This window comes from Microbulbifer okhotskensis (assembly GCF_023895975.1).
Lineage (GTDB): Bacteria > Pseudomonadota > Gammaproteobacteria > Pseudomonadales > Cellvibrionaceae > Microbulbifer > Microbulbifer okhotskensis.
Map to the genome: position 1 here is coordinate 1 of NZ_JALBWM010000006.1, position 16,593 is coordinate 16,593.

At 51.3% G+C, this 16,593-nt stretch carries 14 protein-coding genes; 6 read left to right on the top strand and 8 right to left on the bottom strand.

Features of this window, described 5'->3' with window-relative positions:
• The first annotated feature begins 55 nt into the window (after positions 1-55).
• Entirely contained in the window at positions 56-301 is a 246-nt protein-coding gene (locus MO867_RS02410; RefSeq protein WP_256473705.1) for a CPXCG motif-containing cysteine-rich protein, read from the top strand.
• Positions 302-323: 22 nt separating this feature from the next.
• Here MO867_RS02410 and MO867_RS02415 read toward each other — a convergent pair whose 3' ends face one another.
• Genes MO867_RS02415 through MO867_RS02425 form a run of 3 tightly spaced genes read right to left on the bottom strand, consistent with a single transcriptional unit; the run spans position 324 to position 3,708 of the window.
• A complete protein-coding gene (locus MO867_RS02415) occupies positions 324-1,799 on the bottom strand; it encodes a cryptochrome/photolyase family protein (RefSeq protein WP_252464353.1) in 1,476 nt (491 codons plus the stop codon).
• A complete protein-coding gene (locus MO867_RS02420) occupies positions 1,796-2,737 on the bottom strand; it encodes a MerR family transcriptional regulator (protein ID WP_252464354.1) in 942 nt (313 codons plus the stop codon). The genes MO867_RS02415 and MO867_RS02420 overlap by 4 nt, the downstream gene beginning before the upstream one ends.
• An 8-nt stretch (positions 2,738-2,745) precedes the next feature.
• Positions 2,746-3,708, bottom strand: coding sequence for a YbgA family protein (locus tag MO867_RS02425; RefSeq protein ID WP_252464355.1), 963 nt, complete (start codon positions 3,706-3,708; stop codon positions 2,746-2,748).
• Positions 3,709-3,949: 241 nt separating this feature from the next.
• On the opposite strand from MO867_RS02425, the gene ydiJ reads away from it, so the two are divergent.
• The 3 genes from ydiJ (at position 3,950) to MO867_RS02440 (ending at position 8,709) form a co-directional block, all read left to right on the top strand.
• Positions 3,950-6,985: a D-2-hydroxyglutarate dehydrogenase YdiJ gene (ydiJ, locus tag MO867_RS02430; RefSeq protein WP_252464356.1), complete on the top strand. Its 3,036-nt coding sequence runs from the start codon at positions 3,950-3,952 to the stop codon at positions 6,983-6,985.
• A 75-nt stretch (positions 6,986-7,060) separates the two neighbouring features.
• Positions 7,061-7,798, top strand: coding sequence for a tetratricopeptide repeat protein (locus tag MO867_RS02435; protein WP_252464357.1), 738 nt, complete (start codon positions 7,061-7,063; stop codon positions 7,796-7,798).
• A gap of 506 nt (positions 7,799-8,304) precedes the next feature.
• A complete protein-coding gene (locus tag MO867_RS02440; RefSeq protein WP_252464358.1) occupies positions 8,305-8,709 on the top strand; it encodes a 3D domain-containing protein in 405 nt (134 codons plus the stop codon).
• Positions 8,710-8,940: 231 nt separating this feature from the next.
• Here MO867_RS02440 and MO867_RS02445 read toward each other — a convergent pair whose 3' ends face one another.
• Together MO867_RS02445 and MO867_RS02450 are read right to left on the bottom strand one after the other, a co-directional pair.
• The gene (locus tag MO867_RS02445) at positions 8,941-9,474 is read right to left on the bottom strand and encodes a hypothetical protein (protein ID WP_252464359.1); all 534 of its coding nucleotides are present in this window, start codon (positions 9,472-9,474) and stop codon (positions 8,941-8,943) included.
• A gap of 205 nt (positions 9,475-9,679) precedes the next feature.
• Entirely contained in the window at positions 9,680-9,940 is a 261-nt protein-coding gene (locus MO867_RS02450; RefSeq protein WP_252464360.1) for a hypothetical protein, read from the bottom strand.
• 197 nt (positions 9,941-10,137) lie between these two features.
• Between MO867_RS02450 and trhO the strand changes: the two genes are divergently transcribed.
• Positions 10,138-11,139 (top strand): oxygen-dependent tRNA uridine(34) hydroxylase TrhO, encoded by a 1,002-nt coding sequence (gene trhO, locus MO867_RS02455; RefSeq protein WP_252464361.1) that lies wholly within the window; start codon positions 10,138-10,140, stop codon positions 11,137-11,139.
• A gap of 14 nt (positions 11,140-11,153) precedes the next feature.
• On the opposite strand, the gene MO867_RS02460 is transcribed toward trhO, so the two are convergent.
• The gene (locus MO867_RS02460) at positions 11,154-11,546 is read right to left on the bottom strand and encodes a hypothetical protein (RefSeq protein WP_252464362.1); all 393 of its coding nucleotides are present in this window, start codon (positions 11,544-11,546) and stop codon (positions 11,154-11,156) included.
• A 603-nt stretch (positions 11,547-12,149) separates the two neighbouring features.
• Positions 12,150-13,301 carry an iron-sulfur cluster carrier protein ApbC gene (gene apbC, locus MO867_RS02465; protein ID WP_252464363.1) on the bottom strand — a complete coding sequence of 384 codons (1,152 nt, stop codon included), beginning with the start codon at positions 13,299-13,301 and terminating at the stop codon, positions 12,150-12,152.
• A gap of 212 nt (positions 13,302-13,513) precedes the next feature.
• Between apbC and metG the strand changes: the two genes are divergently transcribed.
• Positions 13,514-15,541, top strand: a complete 2,028-nt coding sequence (metG, locus tag MO867_RS02470) for a methionine--tRNA ligase (protein ID WP_252464364.1) — start codon at positions 13,514-13,516, stop codon at positions 15,539-15,541.
• A gap of 15 nt (positions 15,542-15,556) precedes the next feature.
• Here the strand turns inward: metG and MO867_RS02475 are convergent, their stop codons facing one another.
• The gene (locus tag MO867_RS02475) at positions 15,557-16,459 is read right to left on the bottom strand and encodes an EamA family transporter (RefSeq protein WP_252464365.1); all 903 of its coding nucleotides are present in this window, start codon (positions 16,457-16,459) and stop codon (positions 15,557-15,559) included.
• Positions 16,460-16,593: the final 134 nt, after the last annotated feature.

The window sequence follows — 16,593 nt, forward strand, 5'->3', positions numbered from 1 at the left end:
GAGCAGTACAGTGACTATGGGGCTATAGCTGCATGAAACTGTCCGAAGTGTTGATATGAACCAAATAGGTGAATTCACTATCACCAGAGGGAGTTATCCTGTGCCAGAAATAATAGCGGAGAGAAGCATTTACTGCCCTTATTGTGGTGAAACCATAAAAATACTGATTGATTTATCAGTTTTACCGCAACAGTACACCGAAGACTGCCAAGTTTGCTGTAGGCCTATCGTTTTCTCGGTGGAATTGGATTTAAATGACGAGCTATCTATCACGGCTCATACTGAGGATGAAGCGCTCTAATTCACATTATCGCTCCATAAATTTACTTCAGATTGGCAAAAACCTCAATGGCCCGCTTCCGTCCAGCTCCCACGTCGCAAATCACTTGGGGATAACCCTGAGTCGGCGGTGGATCGTGTATAGCTTTGTCACTCAACCCCTTTAGCTCAGGTGCATATTTACGGATAAAACTTCCATTGGGGTCAAAGCGTTGCGACTGCCTATAGGGATTAAATACACGAAAATAAGGTGCAGCATCAGTACCCGTGGAGGCAGTCCACTGCCAGCCCCCATTGTTAGAAGCAAAGTCTGCATCAATTAAACGCTGCATAAAGTAGCGCTCACCCCAACGCCAATCTATCAGCATATTTTTGCTGAGAAATGAAGCTACAACCATACGCAGTCGATTATGCATCCAGGCAGTCTCATTTAGCTGCCGCATTGCGGCATCGACGATCGGAACGCCGGTATCCCCTCGACTCCAGCGCTTAAATTGGTCCTGATTATATGACCATGGAATCTGATCAGTTTCTTCTTTAAATGGCTTGCCTTTACTCAGGCGGGGAAAGTCCACTAGCAAATGGGTATAAAAATCCCGCCAAATTAGCTCGCTTATCCAACAAGCTACTCCATCATTTCCACCGAGCCAATGCCCTTCATTGAGACTCAGCGCCATGGCTATACATTGGCGAATTGAAATGGCACCACTGTTTAAGTAGGGAGATAAACAAGAGGTACCATCAAGTGCAGGAAAGTCTCTTTCCACCTGATAGGAAAATATTTTACTACTGAATTTTTTCAGTTTTTTTTGTGCTGCTTTCTCTCCTATTCTCCAGCCTTTAATAAAGCCAGTATTATCACTTTTGCCTATCGTATAGTGCGGCAATTGCGTTGGAATTTTTCGGCTTAATTTTTGCCCCCCCGATAAAGACATCCATTTCGGCCAATGTGATTCACTTCCTGGGGCGGGAATTTTCCTGGGTCTAGGTAGGGTTTTTACTTCACTATCGGCACACAATTGAATCAATGCTCGCTTGAACGGTGTGAAAACCTTGTAGGGTTCGCCTTCCCTCGTTCTCACTGCTCCCGGAGGAATTAGGGTGCGATCACTGTAAAACTGAACTTTTACTCCATCTTTTTTAAGTAAATCTTTTACTGCAGTATCACGACGCTGCTCATTAAGAGGGTATTCGGCATTCGTATAAATAGCATCTATTTTCAGACGTTCGACTATCTGCTGCAGAACCTCAGGAATCTGAGCGAAAAAGGGAACATCAATGAAGTACAGTGGAATATTTCGATCTTCTAACTCAATTTGCAATTCCCGCAAGCAGGCAATACGAAAAGCCACTACGGGATCCCCCTCATTGTGGTTCTGCCAAGTCCCTGGGGATGCAATAAATACCGCAGCTAACTCCCGGCATTGAGTGCTGGCCTGGTACAGTGCAGAATTATCATTAAGGCGCAAATCATTGCGTAGCCACACCAGGCCACGCCGCATAGTCACTTGGTGAATCATTTCCTTAAAGACTCCCGCAATTGTGTAACAGCGCTTTCTGCACTTCCGTCAAGCAACCTTGTCAGAGGACGCTGATTCAGCTCAGCCAATGCCAAGCTCTGCATTTCGATAAAGTCGCCCGCGAGCCAGAGTGGTGCTGCCATCCCCTGTAAAGAATCTGGCAACTCATAGTCAAGAAAATTTCTGGGGAGCGCTTTGTGGCTATAGCAAACCACGCCCTGTACATCTAAATTTCTCACTGTATTTACAAGCCCCGACAACCCCGCTGGATAAGCTAAGGTAATAACTTCTATTCTTGCAGCAAGGAGTACAGCAATAAACATCTGCATAAATGCCTGTTGGTCCTGACCCGTAACTTCCAGTAAGAGAACACGAGGCTTCGACAGGGACTTGTCTTTGTACAGATTCTTTCTGGCAATACCGTTAGCCAGTAATAACTGATCTTGTAATAGGGGCCAAAAAAACAGCTGAGCTACCTGGCTCTCGAGCAGGCGAGAACGCTCAAGGCGCACATGGAGAGGCTTTAGCCAGTGCTCCAAAAGCAAAGTGGCCGGGAGTGAAGAAAACCAATGGTCGAGACAGCGACGTAGTTGGGGCTCTGCATAATTCTGAATAAGGCTTGAGGTCTCATCTAGCATCGCCTGCCAACTGCTTTTACCAACGCCTGCATCACCCGATACCCTACTTTTGCTATTCTCTCGTGCCAATAGGTCGCGCACCTGCCCAATGGATACTCCACGGGCGAGACACTGCAGGATTCTTTCAACTCTCAGGATTTCCTCTTCACTGTAGAGGCGATGGCCTTTATCTGTGCGTAAAGGCGATAGCAAGTCATAGCGGCGTTCCCAAGCACGCAATGTAACAGAGTGCACTCCTGTCCTTCGGGCAACTTCACGAATAGGGAAGTAATTTTTCTCAGAGGCTTCCGTATTGAGCATGACTGTAATTATCGAAATTCACACAATCCCAACTCCGCCGGCTCAGCCGCGAGCAATACCTGGCTGTGTATAAAGTGATGGGGGCTTCGTGGCAAGTAATGACGGAGCATGGTGAGGACCGCTGAGATGGGTTTGTGGCCCTGCCGATATTCTTCTATAAGCTGGGCAAGCTCGGCGCGCTCTTCTTTATTGAGATACCCCTTTAAATGACCCTGGCTGTGCATCAAAGCATTAGTGCGATCTTTACGCGATGCCAGTAAGGAAAGAATTTCCATAATCCGCCCACGCACTTCAGAAGCAAAGTCTTCAGTGCTGACCGCGCGCGAGTTGGAGACGAACTGCCCCAAGGCACGGGTCAGGGGTTGGCTATGAGCCAACAACAGGTACTTATAGGCAGTGTAGAATTCGATAACTCGCGCGGGGCGCGGATCATCAGACACATAGCGAGACCAGGCATCGTAGGCAAATACACGGGTTAAAAAATTCTCGCGAATATCGCTGGCATTCAGACGTCCGGCCTCCTCCATTGGCAAGTGCGGGAAGTTTTCCCGCAACCGAGCTGCAAACAACCCGGCAGAATGCGCCAGGACCGCACGACCATCCTCCTTATAATGGGGTGTGGTACGCACTCCGCAACTGGGGGATTTCTGCATCAGGATAAAACCCCGTAACAACTCCACTTCCGGGCCAATTTCATCCGCGTATGACTCCAAATCCTCAGTCACATCAATATTGGTGTCATCCCGACCTACAGCACGAAGACGATCGCTGACGATCAAATGAATCGGAGGGCGCGGCACCCCGAGACCAATAGCCACTTCCGGGCAATAAGCTTGTAATTCAAAGCAATTGCCAAGAAGTTGGGTACAGACTTTGCTGTGCTTATGACTACCGTTATATCGCACCGGGTCACCCACAGCGCACCGGCTAATACCGACGGGGATCTTATTTGGCAGGAATTGGATATTCATAGTCATTCTGCCCAGATGATGGCCTATCTTTTTTATAGACCGCCCCAAAAACTTATACAAGAGAACTCATTGTATAAGTTTTTAATCACATCTAGCACTGCTCCACTGGCTTGCGCAAATGCAAACCAAAGCTACAATGCAAAGCCGCGTTCATTCCGAGCTACAGCGCTGCGCGCATTTTTATCGCCAGTCCCCGGTCTGCGATGCGGCCCATACCTCCCGAGAAAGTACGGATTAGCTCATGATTCCAGCATTGCGCGAAGTCGACGAGGTTCAGGCGCTCTATTTGCAGTTCTTACAGGAACTGACGGACGCAGGTTTTCGTGGCGATACCACCCCCAGCTATGCCAGCCGCACGGTTTTGGCCACCGATAACTCGATTTATCAGGTTCTCCCTCAGGCCGTGGTCTATCCCCGCGATAACCGTGACTTACAGTTAGTGACCGAATTGGCTGAAAGGGAAGACTTCCACTCGGTAGTGTTATCCCCGCGCGGCGGCGGCACAGGCACAAACGGCCAGTCCCTGACCGACGGGCTGGTGGTGGATATCTCCCGGCACATGAACCAGATTCTTGAAATTAATGTTGAGGAGCACTGGGTGCGGGTACAGGCGGGCGTGGTCAAGGACCAGCTGAATGCGGCACTAAAACCTCACGGTCTGTTCTTTGCGCCTGAGCTATCCACCAGCAACCGCGCCACCATCGGCGGCATGATAAATACCGACGCCTCGGGCCAGGGCTCTTGTATCTACGGCAAGACTCGCGATCATGTCCTGGAGCTACACACCGTATTGATGGGCGGTGAACTCTGGCGGTCGGCCCCGCTGGAGGACGACGAGTTCGCTCAAGCCAGTCACGGTGAGCAGCGCTCAGCGCGGGTCCACAGGGTGTGCGACACTATTGCCCGCGATAAAGCCGGTCTGATCGATGCCACATTCCCCAAGTTAAACCGCTGCCTCACCGGCTACGACCTAGCGCATATTCGCGAAGCTGAGCGTTTTAATCTGAACAGCGTTCTGTGTGGTTCTGAGGGCACTTTGGGTTTTATCGCCGAGGCGAAACTCAATCTCCTCCCCATCCCCAAGTGCGTGGCTCTGGTCAACCTGAAATACGACCATTTCCAAGAGGCCCTGCAAGACGCCAAAGATCTGATGCTGGCGGGGCCCATGTCTATTGAAACCGTGGACAGCAAAGTATTACAGCTGGCAATGAAAGATATTGTCTGGCACAGCGTCAGCCAGTTTTTCCCGGCTGATGATCACCCAGCCAAAGGGATTAACCTAGTCGAATATACCGCAGACAGTGAAGAAGCCTTAGAGCGCAATTTGGCGCAATTTACCGCACAAGTCGAGGCGGTAATTGGCCAACCGGGCAAAAGTTTCGGCTACTCCATTGCTCGTGGCCACGCCGAGGTGAATCGTATCTGGGCTATGCGCAAGCGCGCGGTGGGCCTACTGGGCAATGCCCAAGGAGAGAAACGCCCGATCCCCTTTGTTGAGGACACCGCAGTACCGCCAGAAAACCTAGCGGATTTTATTGCTGAATTTCGTGAGGTCTTAGACGAGGCCAACCTTGACTACGGTATGTTTGGTCATGTCGATGCCGGTGTACTGCACGTGCGCCCGGCGATCGATATGAAAGACCCCCAACAGGCTGCACAAATACGCCCAATTACTGACCAAGTGGTCGCATTAACGCAAAAATACAAAGGCCTCCTCTGGGGAGAGCATGGCAAAGGCGTCAGATCAGAATACTCGCCGGAATTTTTTGGTGAACTCTATCCGGAGCTACAAAATATCAAGGCGGCCTTCGACCCGCGCAATCAACTCAATCCCGGCAAAATTGCCACCCCCAGCAACCACACTCAACTGCTCAAAATCGATGCGGTGCCCACCCGGGGTGAACGGGACCGGCAGATTCCCACACAGGTCTGGGAGGGCTACGAAGAGGGGGTGCACTGCAACGGCAACGGGGCCTGTTTTAACTGGAACCCCGACGATGCCATGTGCCCGTCTTACAAAGCAACGCGCAATCGTATTCACTCCCCCAAAGGGCGCGCCTCTTTAATGCGCGAGTGGTTGCGGCTGCTCAGTGCAAAAAATATTGATGCGGTGACCAGTGCTCAGCGGTGGCGGGAACGCTCATTTTTTGTGGGCCTCCCCAAACGCATTATTAACTCCCTGGCAAAAACCCGCGGAGAATACGATTTTAACCACGAAGTTAATGAAGCCATGCAGGGCTGCCTGGCGTGTAAATCCTGTGTGGGCCAGTGTCCGATCAAAGTCGATGTGCCTGAATTCCGCAGCAAGTTTCTCGAACTCTACTACAGCCGCTATCTGCGCCCGCTAAAAGATTACGCAGTCGGTGGGCTGGAATTCCTGGTGCCCCATCTGGCCAAGTTGCCACAACTGTATAATTGGCCACTGAAGCTAAAGCCGGTCTCTTTCCTGATGGAACGGGTGTTCGGCATGGTCGACAGCCCTATGCTGTCGCAGAAGCCCCTGAAGACGGCGATGGCAGAATTGGGGGTACCCGTTGCCAGTACCGCCTGCTTGGAATCCCTCGGCCCCGCACAGCGCAGTCGGGCGGTTGTGATAGTGCAAGACGCTTTTACCAGTTACTTTGATGCAGAGGTAGTGGCGGATATTTTACGTCTGCTAAAACAGCTCGACTTTGTTCCCATACTTGCGCCCTATCGTGCCAACGGTAAACCCCTGCATGTGCATGGTTTTCTGCGCCAGTTCCAGCGCGTGGCCGAGGTCAACAGCCAGATGCTGAACGATCTCGCCGCCAGCGGTATCCCTCTTGTCGGTATTGACCCCTCAATGACCCTGACTTACCGCTCAGAATACAAAAAACTGATGGGCGATCAGGCACCCAAGGTGCAGTTGCTGCAGGAGTGGCTGGCTTCCCAGCAGGACCACTTGGAGCAACAGCAACACCGCCTGCAACCCGGCAGCTTCCAATTGTTGCCGCACTGCAGTGAGCAGACCAATGCCACCGCTTCCGTGAAAGACTGGCAAAGTATCTTCACCGCCCTGGGCCTAACGTTGACTACAGAAAGCCTTGGCTGCTGTGGTATGGCCGGCACCTATGGACACGAGACCGCGCACAAGGAAACTTCGCGGGTGATATTCCAACAGTCCTGGGCACCACGACTCAATAGCGATAACAATCAATTGGCTACCGGTTACTCCTGTCGCTGCCAGGCCAGTCGCTTCGCTGGTGTATCCCTACGCCATCCACTCCAGGGACTACTGGCGCAACTCCATAAATAGGCATTTACTGACGTAAGGGGCCCATAACTTCGGGCCTCTAAATCGTCCACCCAAGGTAGCCCGTGGGAAGTGCCTATGCACAAACATCTATCTTATCTGCTTGTCCTGTTTTACTCGCTGCTGGGAACCGCCGTATTGGTAACGGCAATTTCATTGACTGCAAACCCCTGGCAGCAAAAATCCGCTTATCACTCTCCTCACGCGAAGCGCTCCCTGGCACTCATTGCCCAAGCAGAAGCTTATGCACGCTCGGGTAACTATTCCAATGCCCTACCCCTCTACGAAAAAGCAATATCTGCGCTCTCCGATTACCCCAGCCAGCAACAGGCTCTGCGCTACCGCTACGGAATCGTGTTGAATGCCTTCAGTGCCCAAATGAGGCCAGACCTCTACCCATTGGCGCGCGCCCAGTTCCAATCCGTTCTCAATTACTTGGATTCGGGGGCAGACCTCCCTCAGTCTGTTGCTCGAGTGCAATCTGCCATGGCCCACACCTACCACCAACAGGCGGCTACAGAGAAAGAATCCGTACAACAAGCCCATCTGCTGCGCTCGGCTTACCTTTTATATAAAGGGGCAATAGACGGGCTGAACGAACAGGGAGAGTGGCAAAACCTCGCTATTACCTACTTCAATCTAGGGCAAGTGTGTGAGTGGCAGGGGAATCTGGAAGAGGCCATCGCCTGGCTGGAAAAAACGGTGCAACTGGATTTGCGACACAAGCTTCCGGACCTACAGGAGGACAGTGACTATTTGGCCTCCTTGCGCGGCCAAGTCGAACCCATCCTACAAAACCCAGAAACCGCGTTATGAGTACTGGCTATTCGCTGTAAATCTCACTGTGACGAGGCAGTTTTTTTCGCTTTAATCGCGGAATCTTGCCAAAACAACAGTATATGGAGGGAGAGTCACAAATAATTAATATGGAATATTTTACTTTCTCAGTCATGGGAGGGAACGACCTTCCTCACTGATAGCACAGATCATTAGAATGACATCGCTGTCACGCAATTTTTCTCTCTGGAAACCATTTACTAAAGAGCCTGGTTCCCATTAAAGATTTCCTTCTGTACAAAATGTATACAGCACCTTTTTGTTGTCTATTTCCCAGCTAAAGTAAGTCATTTTCCTATTTTCCGTAAATGTCTCGCCCTTTCGTACGGCTTTTCCCCGCTTTCCAGGAAAAAGTTGATACCTCCAGAATCGCCGGTAATATAGCCAGCGTTGATTAAATATTGATCAACGATTTCCAAACAAACTTGGAAGTTTCACAAGCAACCCTTGGCTTGTGACCATTTATGACCTGGAGGTAATGGGACATGATGAAACAGACTCTGCGAAATACTGCCTTTTTTATTGCAGCCTTGCTCGCTATCGGCGTAAGCGTCAACGCCTCTGCAGCACTCAATAAAACCATGATTGTCGACGCAACTGCTTATAACTCTGTACCCGGACAAACTGACAGCGATCCTTGGGTTGCAGCCTGGAACAACCGCTTGCGCCCTGGTGACAAAATTATTGCCGTATCCCGTGACTTGGAAAAACACGGTCTGACCAACGGCGCCAAAGTAAGAATCGAAGGTCTGCCGGGCACTTACACCGTGCGTGACCGTATGAATAAGCGATTTACAAACCGTATCGACGTTTGGATGGAAAAAGACGTGAGAAAAGCCCGAGCTTGGGGCAAGAAAAAACTAAAAATTATTTTTGAACCTGTAAAGTAAATAGAACTGATTTCAACAGAGCTTGTGACCCCGCCCTCCAGCGGGGTTTTTTTATTATTAGTGCGAATTATTAACCCGATCGTGAAGACTGACGAAAATACGCAAATCTGCTGGTATTCGTCATCTAGGCCCCGCGGAAATATATCCTTGAGCCATCCCTATCGCTTATTTATTTGTTTAACCACGGTTTAATAACAGGAGAGACATAAAGTCATAGCCTGGCGGTATCAATCAGGGCTCCAACTCCATCATAAACCCTTCAAGTTCGATGCACTCTGGGTTTTCGATGTAAAAGACACTGGGTTGCTGATGTTCGATATAGCGGTGCTTAAGGCCTTCATCAGCTATTAATATCAAATATTCTGACTTCACCCAGCGGTCACCATTACTATATTCTGTTAGCCACAACAATGAGGGCTGCCCTTCATAACAGTGCCCATAAAACATACGGGTCTTTTCCACCAGCTTTTTACTCATATAATCAAGATAACGACCAGGATAGGTATATCGTTCGGTGTCTGTGCGGATTTTATCTGCGCTTACGCCCTCATCGGCACGACCTGTTCGGTACAAATAAATCGCCAGGTTTTCATCGCAGTCCAGGCAATGTCGTCCGGCAACAATCGCATAGCCATTCAGTTCAGATATAAGTTTCGCTTCTTTTAGGTCTGTTGTAATTAGCTGACGATTGGAGAGGCTTATGGTCTCAGCAGATACCATCGGACTTAGAGCAGTCACTAGAAGGGTTAGGCAGCGCAGGTTCATCTGGAGGATAACCGCAGATTAGGTAGCGCCACCGGAGACAAGGGTTCCACCAATATCTCGCGGCGGCACTGTGATTGGGTGTGCTGTTACAAAGTCGCGATTCCCTTCACACCTTAACTATAGCAGTTAGAGCCGCCGACAGACGCAGGGAGGGAGTTTTCAGCGAGAACTGCCAGTCGCCTTGCATCATCTCCGGGCAGAGTAATTACCAGCTGCCATCCGCCTCCTGAACGGGGCCTACAAAGGTGGCTATCCCTTCTTCCTTGAGCGCATCGAGCGCCTCTTCTAGCGCTTCCTTCTCGGAATCGAACGCATCTTCCCACACCGTGGAATTATTGCTGCTATCGACGATTTCAAGCAGCCAACTGCCCTCGCCATCTTCATAAATGTCGATCTGGACGGAAACCTCGCCCTCACTATAGATCTGGCTTAATTCTGACTCTTTCGGTGCAAACTCTTCGACCATGGGACTCGCCTCGCTGTGACCTTTAAATTTTGGCCAGAACTGTGACAACTTGCGGCCCGACGGTCAACCACAAATCCAATTTGTGACTACTGCGGGCCGCCTGCTTACTGTACGACAAGCTACTTTTTTTGCGATAAAATGCGCGGCGATTTTTTCTGCTCCGGATTTGCGATCCGGCCCGCAACTGAGGAAGTACTATGAACCAATTTGTTGTATGCGCACTGTATAAGTTTGTCACCCTGGAGGACTTCGAGTCCCTGCGTGCGCCACTACTCGATGTCATGCAGGAAAACTGTGTGCGAGGCACCTTGCTGCTGGCCCACGAGGGCATTAACGGCACCGTTGCCGGTCCCCGCGAGGGCATTAACTCGGTATTAGCCCACTTAAAGTCGGACGAGCGCCTGGCTGAGCTGGACTATAAGGAGTCCATCACCCACGAAATGCCTTTCCTGCGTAGTAAAGTGAAGCTAAAGAAGGAAATTGTCACTATGGGCGTGGAGGGTATTGACCCGCTGCGTACGGTCGGCACCTATATCAAGCCCCAAGACTGGAATGCCCTGATAAGTGACCCTGAAGTCGTTGTAGTGGACACTCGCAATGACTATGAATTTCAAGTCGGTACTTTCAAGAATTCGCTCAACCCGAAAACAGAGACCTTCCGCGAATTCCCCCAATATGTGAAGGAGAATATGGATCCGGCCAAGCACAAAAAGGTCGCCATGTTCTGCACCGGCGGTATTCGCTGTGAGAAATCCACGGCCTATATGAAAGAGCAGGGTTTTGAAGAGGTTTACCACCTGCACGGCGGTATCCTGAAGTACCTGGAAGAAGTGCCAAAAGAGGAATCACTGTGGGAGGGCGAATGTTTCGTATTTGACGAGCGCGTCACCGTCAACCACGATTTGGATCAGGGTCAATACGACCAATGTAATGCCTGCCGTATGCCGATCACCGAGGAAGACCAGCTGTCCCCGCTGTTCGAACAAGGGGTCAGCTGCCCCCACTGCCATCATAAGATTCCTGAGGCCGATCGCGTCCGTTTCCGCGAGCGGGAGAAGCAGATTCAACTGGCTAAATCACGTGGCGAAGTTCATCTCGGCCAGGACGCCCGTCAGCAAACTGTGTCGCGCCGCCAACAGAAAAGAGAGGAGCGCCGCCGCCAGGCTGAAGCTGAACTGGCCCGCAGCCAGCAGGGCTGATCCCTTCTTTTTCATCACAAAGCCAGAGGCTGAGGCGCGCCCTTGATTTGGGCGAGCCAGGCTTCAGCCTCGGCTTCCACCACAAACTCCCGCGAACTGAGTCTGCATAAGGAGGAACCATGCGTAGGCAGCGGTGAGGTCCAGCGGTTACGTGGGTGTACTACGGCGATAAAAGCACGCTGCAATACTGGATGCTCTGCAAGATAGTGAATAAATTGCCGGTGTTCCTCCAGAGTGATTTTGGTGCGCGCATAGCGCAAGTCGAGCAATATACGCAAGGGCTTCCGATGACGGTATTTTTCCACCAATAACGCGGTGGCTTCCATCCTATCCGCAAAGCCTACCGGACCATAAAAAAGTACTCGCGCTATGCCACCTGTCGGTCGATAGCTAATATGAAAATTCATGGATAAAAGCACCCGTGCTTTTGTCTTTGTTATTTTTATCGACTACAGCTTCCGTAATGCCTATTTTTTATTGCCTTACCTAAGTCTTAAACCCTAATTGAAGCAGACTTTTCCTCGACACTCCTGATATATACCTCTAATTTCACGGCAACCCTACCGCCCTCTAATAGGTTTGACGATTAACAGCAAAAATACTGCACCTATAAACTGGGATTTATTTCTCCCTACCTTATCTAAGGTTTTTATAGCACCGAAGAAAACCCGCAAATACTGCCAAACTGTCAGAATCGAAATGGACAATTCTCACAAAAAATCGACTTAATTACCCGAACACCATTTACATCAGTGGATTAGCACCCAAAAAAATGCTCGCAAATTGTTATATAACATTTTATTGAATTTTTTTATAACACTTGAGCGCCCGGCATTCGACAGCAGCAAAACCCTGAATAACATTTATTTTGACGCTGATAACGAAAACGTCCAAATCGAGTCTGCAGATAAAAGAGAGTACCGGGTCGAACCAATATAAGAATAATGGGACCCGGTAAAAACCACAAAAAGAAGAAAATGATTTCTTTGTGATCGATATCGCGAAAGGGCTCAACTAATTTCGATTTCCGGCATATCGTCATCCATACCGCTATTGAGCCAGATTTGAGCCGCTGTCTTGCGGGCAATTTCGCAGTAAAAACCTGCAATTTCACCATTTGGATCTGAAATTACACTGGGTTGCCCACTGTCCACATCTGCGCGGATTTTCTGTGCCAAAGGCAGCTCACCCAGCAGGTGGGTATCGTATTCCGCTGCGATTCGCTCACCGCCGCCAGCGCCAAAAATCGACTCACTGTGCCCACAGTTGGAGCAGGTATGCAGAGCCATATTCTCTACAATCCCCAATACCGGTACCGATACCTTACGGAACATTTCGATGCCTTTAATGGCATCTTTTAACGCTAAGTCCTGCGGCGTCGTCACAATAACGGCACCGGCCAGAGTTGTTTTTTGCGCCAACGTGAGCTGGATATCACCGGTACCCGGTGGCATGTCGACAACCAGGTAATCCAGCCCATCGCGGCCATCTCCCCAAAGGGTTTGGCTAAGAATCTGATTTAGTGCACCACTGGCCATAGGGCCGCGCCAGACCGCAGGAGTATCTTCTGTCATCAGGTAGCCCAATGATATGGTCTCAATTCCGTGGGCCATTACCGGTACAAAAAATTTCTGCTCTTTCACATGAGGGCGTTCACCCTCGGTGCCCAACATAGTAGGCAGGCTTGGACCATAGATATCCGCGTCTAGCAAACCGACCCTGGCTCCCTCGGCCGCCAAGGCCAAAGCCAAATTCACGGCTGTTGTGGACTTACCAACACCGCCTTTGCCGGAAGCGACTGCAACTATATTTTTAACCCCAGCCAGTGGCTCAGGTGCCCCTGGCGCAGGGGTGGAGGGAATATGACTAAACAGCTCGAACTGCAGGGCACAGCCTTTCAAAGGACCCGCTTTCAGTAACGGCTGACAACTATCTTCCGCTCGCTTGCGCCAATCCGCCTCCTGGCTGGCACACGGATACCCCAGGGTAACCCCGACATAAACCGTGTCGTCCACAAACCCCACTTCAATTTCTGCGTCCAAATCATCCAGCGGCAACCCGCTGGCTGGATCATGCAGCTGGCCGAGGCATTCTGCCAGGCGCTCCAGCTCAGACTGAACTTCCTGTGACAGATCGTCATGATCGTGTTGGTGATCGCTCACGGTATCTCCCTTTCAACGCTTCTAGATTGGCTCGCATTGTGTCGGATGACGCGGTCCAACACCAGCCGCAGTAAGTGAGTTTTTGCTTAGGCACGCCCGCTTGGCACCTCCACGACATAGTGCAAATCTGCTATATTCCGCGGTCTTTTGACGATCTTCGGCCCGCTCCGCTGGAGCCTCTGGCCGCAACCCCCTCAGCGATGGAAAAACCAATGTCCGATACGCGCAATATTCTCGTCACCAGCGCACTGCCCTATGCCAATGGCTCCCTACACCTGGGCCACGTACTCGAATATATCCAAACTGATATCTGGGCGCGTTTCCAGCGTGCGCGCGGCAATAACTGCCTATATATCTGTGCCGATGATGCACATGGCACTGCGATTATGTTGAAAGCCGAGCAACTGGGGCTGAGCCCAGAACAGCATATCGCCAATATGCAGGCAGAGCACGAGCGCGATTTCGCCGATTTCCTGATTGGCGTGGACAACTACCACTCGACCCATTCTGATGAGAACCTTGAGCTATCCGCGATGATTTATCGCCGTCTCAGTGAGAACGGCCATATTGCCTCGCGCACTATCACCCAGGCTTTTGACCCGGAGAAACAACTGTTCCTGGCGGACCGCTATATCAAGGGCACCTGCCCGCGCTGCAGCACCCCTGACCAATACGGCGATAACTGCGAAGCCTGCGGCGCCACCTACAGCCCGACTGAACTGATCGACCCGGTCTCCGCTATTTCTGGAGCGACACCTATCGAAAAGGAGTCTGAGCACTTTTTCTTTACTTTGCCCGCTTTTACCGAGTACCTCCGCGAGTGGACTCGTTCCGGTACCCTGCAGGATGAGGTCGCCAACAAACTGGCCGAGTGGCTAGAAGAAGGCCTTCAAGAGTGGGACATCTCCCGCGACGCTCCCTACTTCGGTTTCGAGATCCCCGACGCACCCGGCAAGTATTTTTACGTATGGCTCGACGCCCCTATCGGTTATATGGCCAGCCTGAAGAATTACTGTGACAGCCAAGGGCTGGACTGGCTCGAATACTGGAAAAAAGACAGCGACGCCGAGGTATACCACTTTATCGGCAAAGATATTGTCAATTTCCATGCACTTTTCTGGCCCGCCATGTTGGACTCTGCGGACTTCCGTACGCCCAACAAAGTCTGTGTACACGGCTTCCTCACAGTCAACGGCAAGAAGATGTCCAAATCCCGTGGCACCTTTATCAATGCCCGCAACTACCTGGATCACCTGAGCCCCGAGTACCTGCGCTACTATTTCGCCGCCAAATTGACCGCCGGTGTCGACGACCTGGACTTGAACCTGGATGACTTCATCGCCAAAGTTAACTCTGACCTGGTTGGCAAGGTGGTGAATATCGCCTCGCGCACGGCCAAATTTGTCAACAAGTCCGGTGGTAAGCTCGCTAGCAAATTGGCCGACGAACAGCTGTGGGACCAGTTTGTCGCAGCCGCCCCACGTATCGCCGAGTATTACGAACAGCGCGAATACGCCCGCGCTACACGTGACATTATGGCCCTGGCTGACACCGCCAATGCATGGATTGCCGACAAGGCCCCCTGGTCGCTGGCGAAGCAAGAGGGCGCTGAAGCTGAAGTGCTCGCTATCTGCTCCCAGGGCGTCAACATATTCCGCGCCCTGATCACTTGGCTGGCACCGGTGCTGCCCAACACCGCGCTTAAAGCCGCTGAATTCCTCAACAGCGACCTGAACTGGAACAGTGCCACCAAGCCGCTGGCCGACCACGAGATCAAGAAGTTCAAACCGCTGTTGCAGCGCGTGGAGAAAACCCAAGTCGATGCGATAATGGCAGCGGCACAGGAATCCCTGGCCCAACTGCAAGCGGAAACTAAAGTTGCCACCGGCCCCCTCGCAGAAGACCCCATTGCCGAGCAAATTCAATTTGACGATTTCGCTAAAGTGGATCTGCGTATTGCTTTAATCGCCAAAGCTGAGCATGTGGAGGGTGCGGGCAAACTGCTGCGTTTGACTCTGGATCTGGGCGGCGAGACCCGCCAGGTATTTGCTGGGATCAAAAGCGCCTATGCCCCACAGGACCTGGAGGGCAAGCATACGGTAATGGTAGCCAACCTGGCACCGCGCAAAATGCGCTTTGGTCTGAGCGAAGGCATGGTGCTGGCGGCGGGACCAGGCGGCAAAGACCTGTGGATTCTGGAGCCCCACGAAGGTGCCAAACCTGGTATGCGCGTTATGTAGTGCTTCTGCTCAAATCTAATGCAGGGAGACCGCAATCAGTCCGGCACACACCAATCCCACGCCCAACAACTGGGGCCTGTGTGCCGGCTCATTGAGTAGCCAGATTGCCAAACCCACGCCCAGCGGAATACTCAGCTGCCTCAAAGCCACCACGTAACTCACATTTTCCGTCATTGTCATCGCCAACAACACCAAACCGTATGTCGCTCCCATCATGGCGCCGGTCAGAGCGACAACTTTCAGATCCTTGAGACTCTGTATCAATTGCGCAGTGCCACTCTGACCAAAGCACCCCAAGAGTAACCAAAGCCCGCAGGCGAGAAACTGCATTCCCAAGTAGCTATAAACCATCACCATTGGGGAGACGGCTTTACCAACAGCACTCCCCAAGTACAGCAATGCTCCCTTATCCGCCAGTGAATAACCGACGGTGCCAATCGCCGCAACCAGAGCCCAAGCACAGTCAGCACGCCAATAAGCCCGCCAATGGCACTCGCGAAAATACACCAGGGGGACCAGCAGACAACCAATCGTCACCAGCAACATGCCCAGCCAGGCAAGCAAAGGCAAGGACTGCCCCAATAAAACCGTCGCAAGTGCAACTAATAGCACTGGTAATGCCCGCGCAATGGGATAAACCAGCCCCATATTCGCACGTTGGTAAGCGAGGGATAAACCTCCCATATAAATCATTTGAAAAAAGCCACTACTCAAAAGTAGCAACCAAAAACTTCGTGGTAGAGATTGCGCTTGTGCTAAAACACAAAAACTCAGCGGCAACAGAAAAAGTCCGACACTGAGCGTCGCAATGCAGAAAAAAGCAGGAGTGGGTGTGCGGGATTTACCCAGTAAATTCCATCCCGCGTGAAGAAATGCAGAAACCAAAACCAAACTGGCAGCGGTGATCGATATCCCCATAGAGGCCCTCTTTCAGTTGCGACAGAAAGGCCCGACAAACTAACCGTAGCCAAAAGTAAGCGCACACAAGGCCGAGCTCCCGCAAAACCGTTGCAATCGGTATTCACTGCCGTAGCATGTTCGCCCACAATACA

Excerpts from the sequence above, each read along its gene's own strand:
- MO867_RS02410 (WP_256473705.1), top strand. The coding sequence starts at position 56 with ATGAACCAAATAGGTGAATTCACTATCACCAGAGGGAGTTATCCTGTG.
- MO867_RS02415 (WP_252464353.1), bottom strand. The coding sequence starts at position 1,799 with ATGATTCACCAAGTGACTATGCGGCGTGGCCTGGTGTGGCTACGCAAT.
- MO867_RS02420 (WP_252464354.1), bottom strand. The coding sequence starts at position 2,737 with ATGCTCAATACGGAAGCCTCTGAGAAAAATTACTTCCCTATTCGTGAA.
- MO867_RS02425 (WP_252464355.1), bottom strand. The coding sequence starts at position 3,708 with ATGAATATCCAATTCCTGCCAAATAAGATCCCCGTCGGTATTAGCCGG.
- ydiJ (WP_252464356.1), top strand. The coding sequence starts at position 3,950 with ATGATTCCAGCATTGCGCGAAGTCGACGAGGTTCAGGCGCTCTATTTG.
- MO867_RS02435 (WP_252464357.1), top strand. The coding sequence starts at position 7,061 with ATGCACAAACATCTATCTTATCTGCTTGTCCTGTTTTACTCGCTGCTG.
- MO867_RS02440 (WP_252464358.1), top strand. The coding sequence starts at position 8,305 with ATGATGAAACAGACTCTGCGAAATACTGCCTTTTTTATTGCAGCCTTG.
- MO867_RS02445 (WP_252464359.1), bottom strand. The coding sequence starts at position 9,474 with ATGAACCTGCGCTGCCTAACCCTTCTAGTGACTGCTCTAAGTCCGATG.
- MO867_RS02450 (WP_252464360.1), bottom strand. The coding sequence starts at position 9,940 with ATGGTCGAAGAGTTTGCACCGAAAGAGTCAGAATTAAGCCAGATCTAT.
- trhO (WP_252464361.1), top strand. The coding sequence starts at position 10,138 with ATGAACCAATTTGTTGTATGCGCACTGTATAAGTTTGTCACCCTGGAG.
- MO867_RS02460 (WP_252464362.1), bottom strand. The coding sequence starts at position 11,546 with ATGAATTTTCATATTAGCTATCGACCGACAGGTGGCATAGCGCGAGTA.
- metG (WP_252464364.1), top strand. The coding sequence starts at position 13,514 with ATGTCCGATACGCGCAATATTCTCGTCACCAGCGCACTGCCCTATGCC.
- MO867_RS02475 (WP_252464365.1), bottom strand. The coding sequence starts at position 16,459 with ATGGGGATATCGATCACCGCTGCCAGTTTGGTTTTGGTTTCTGCATTT.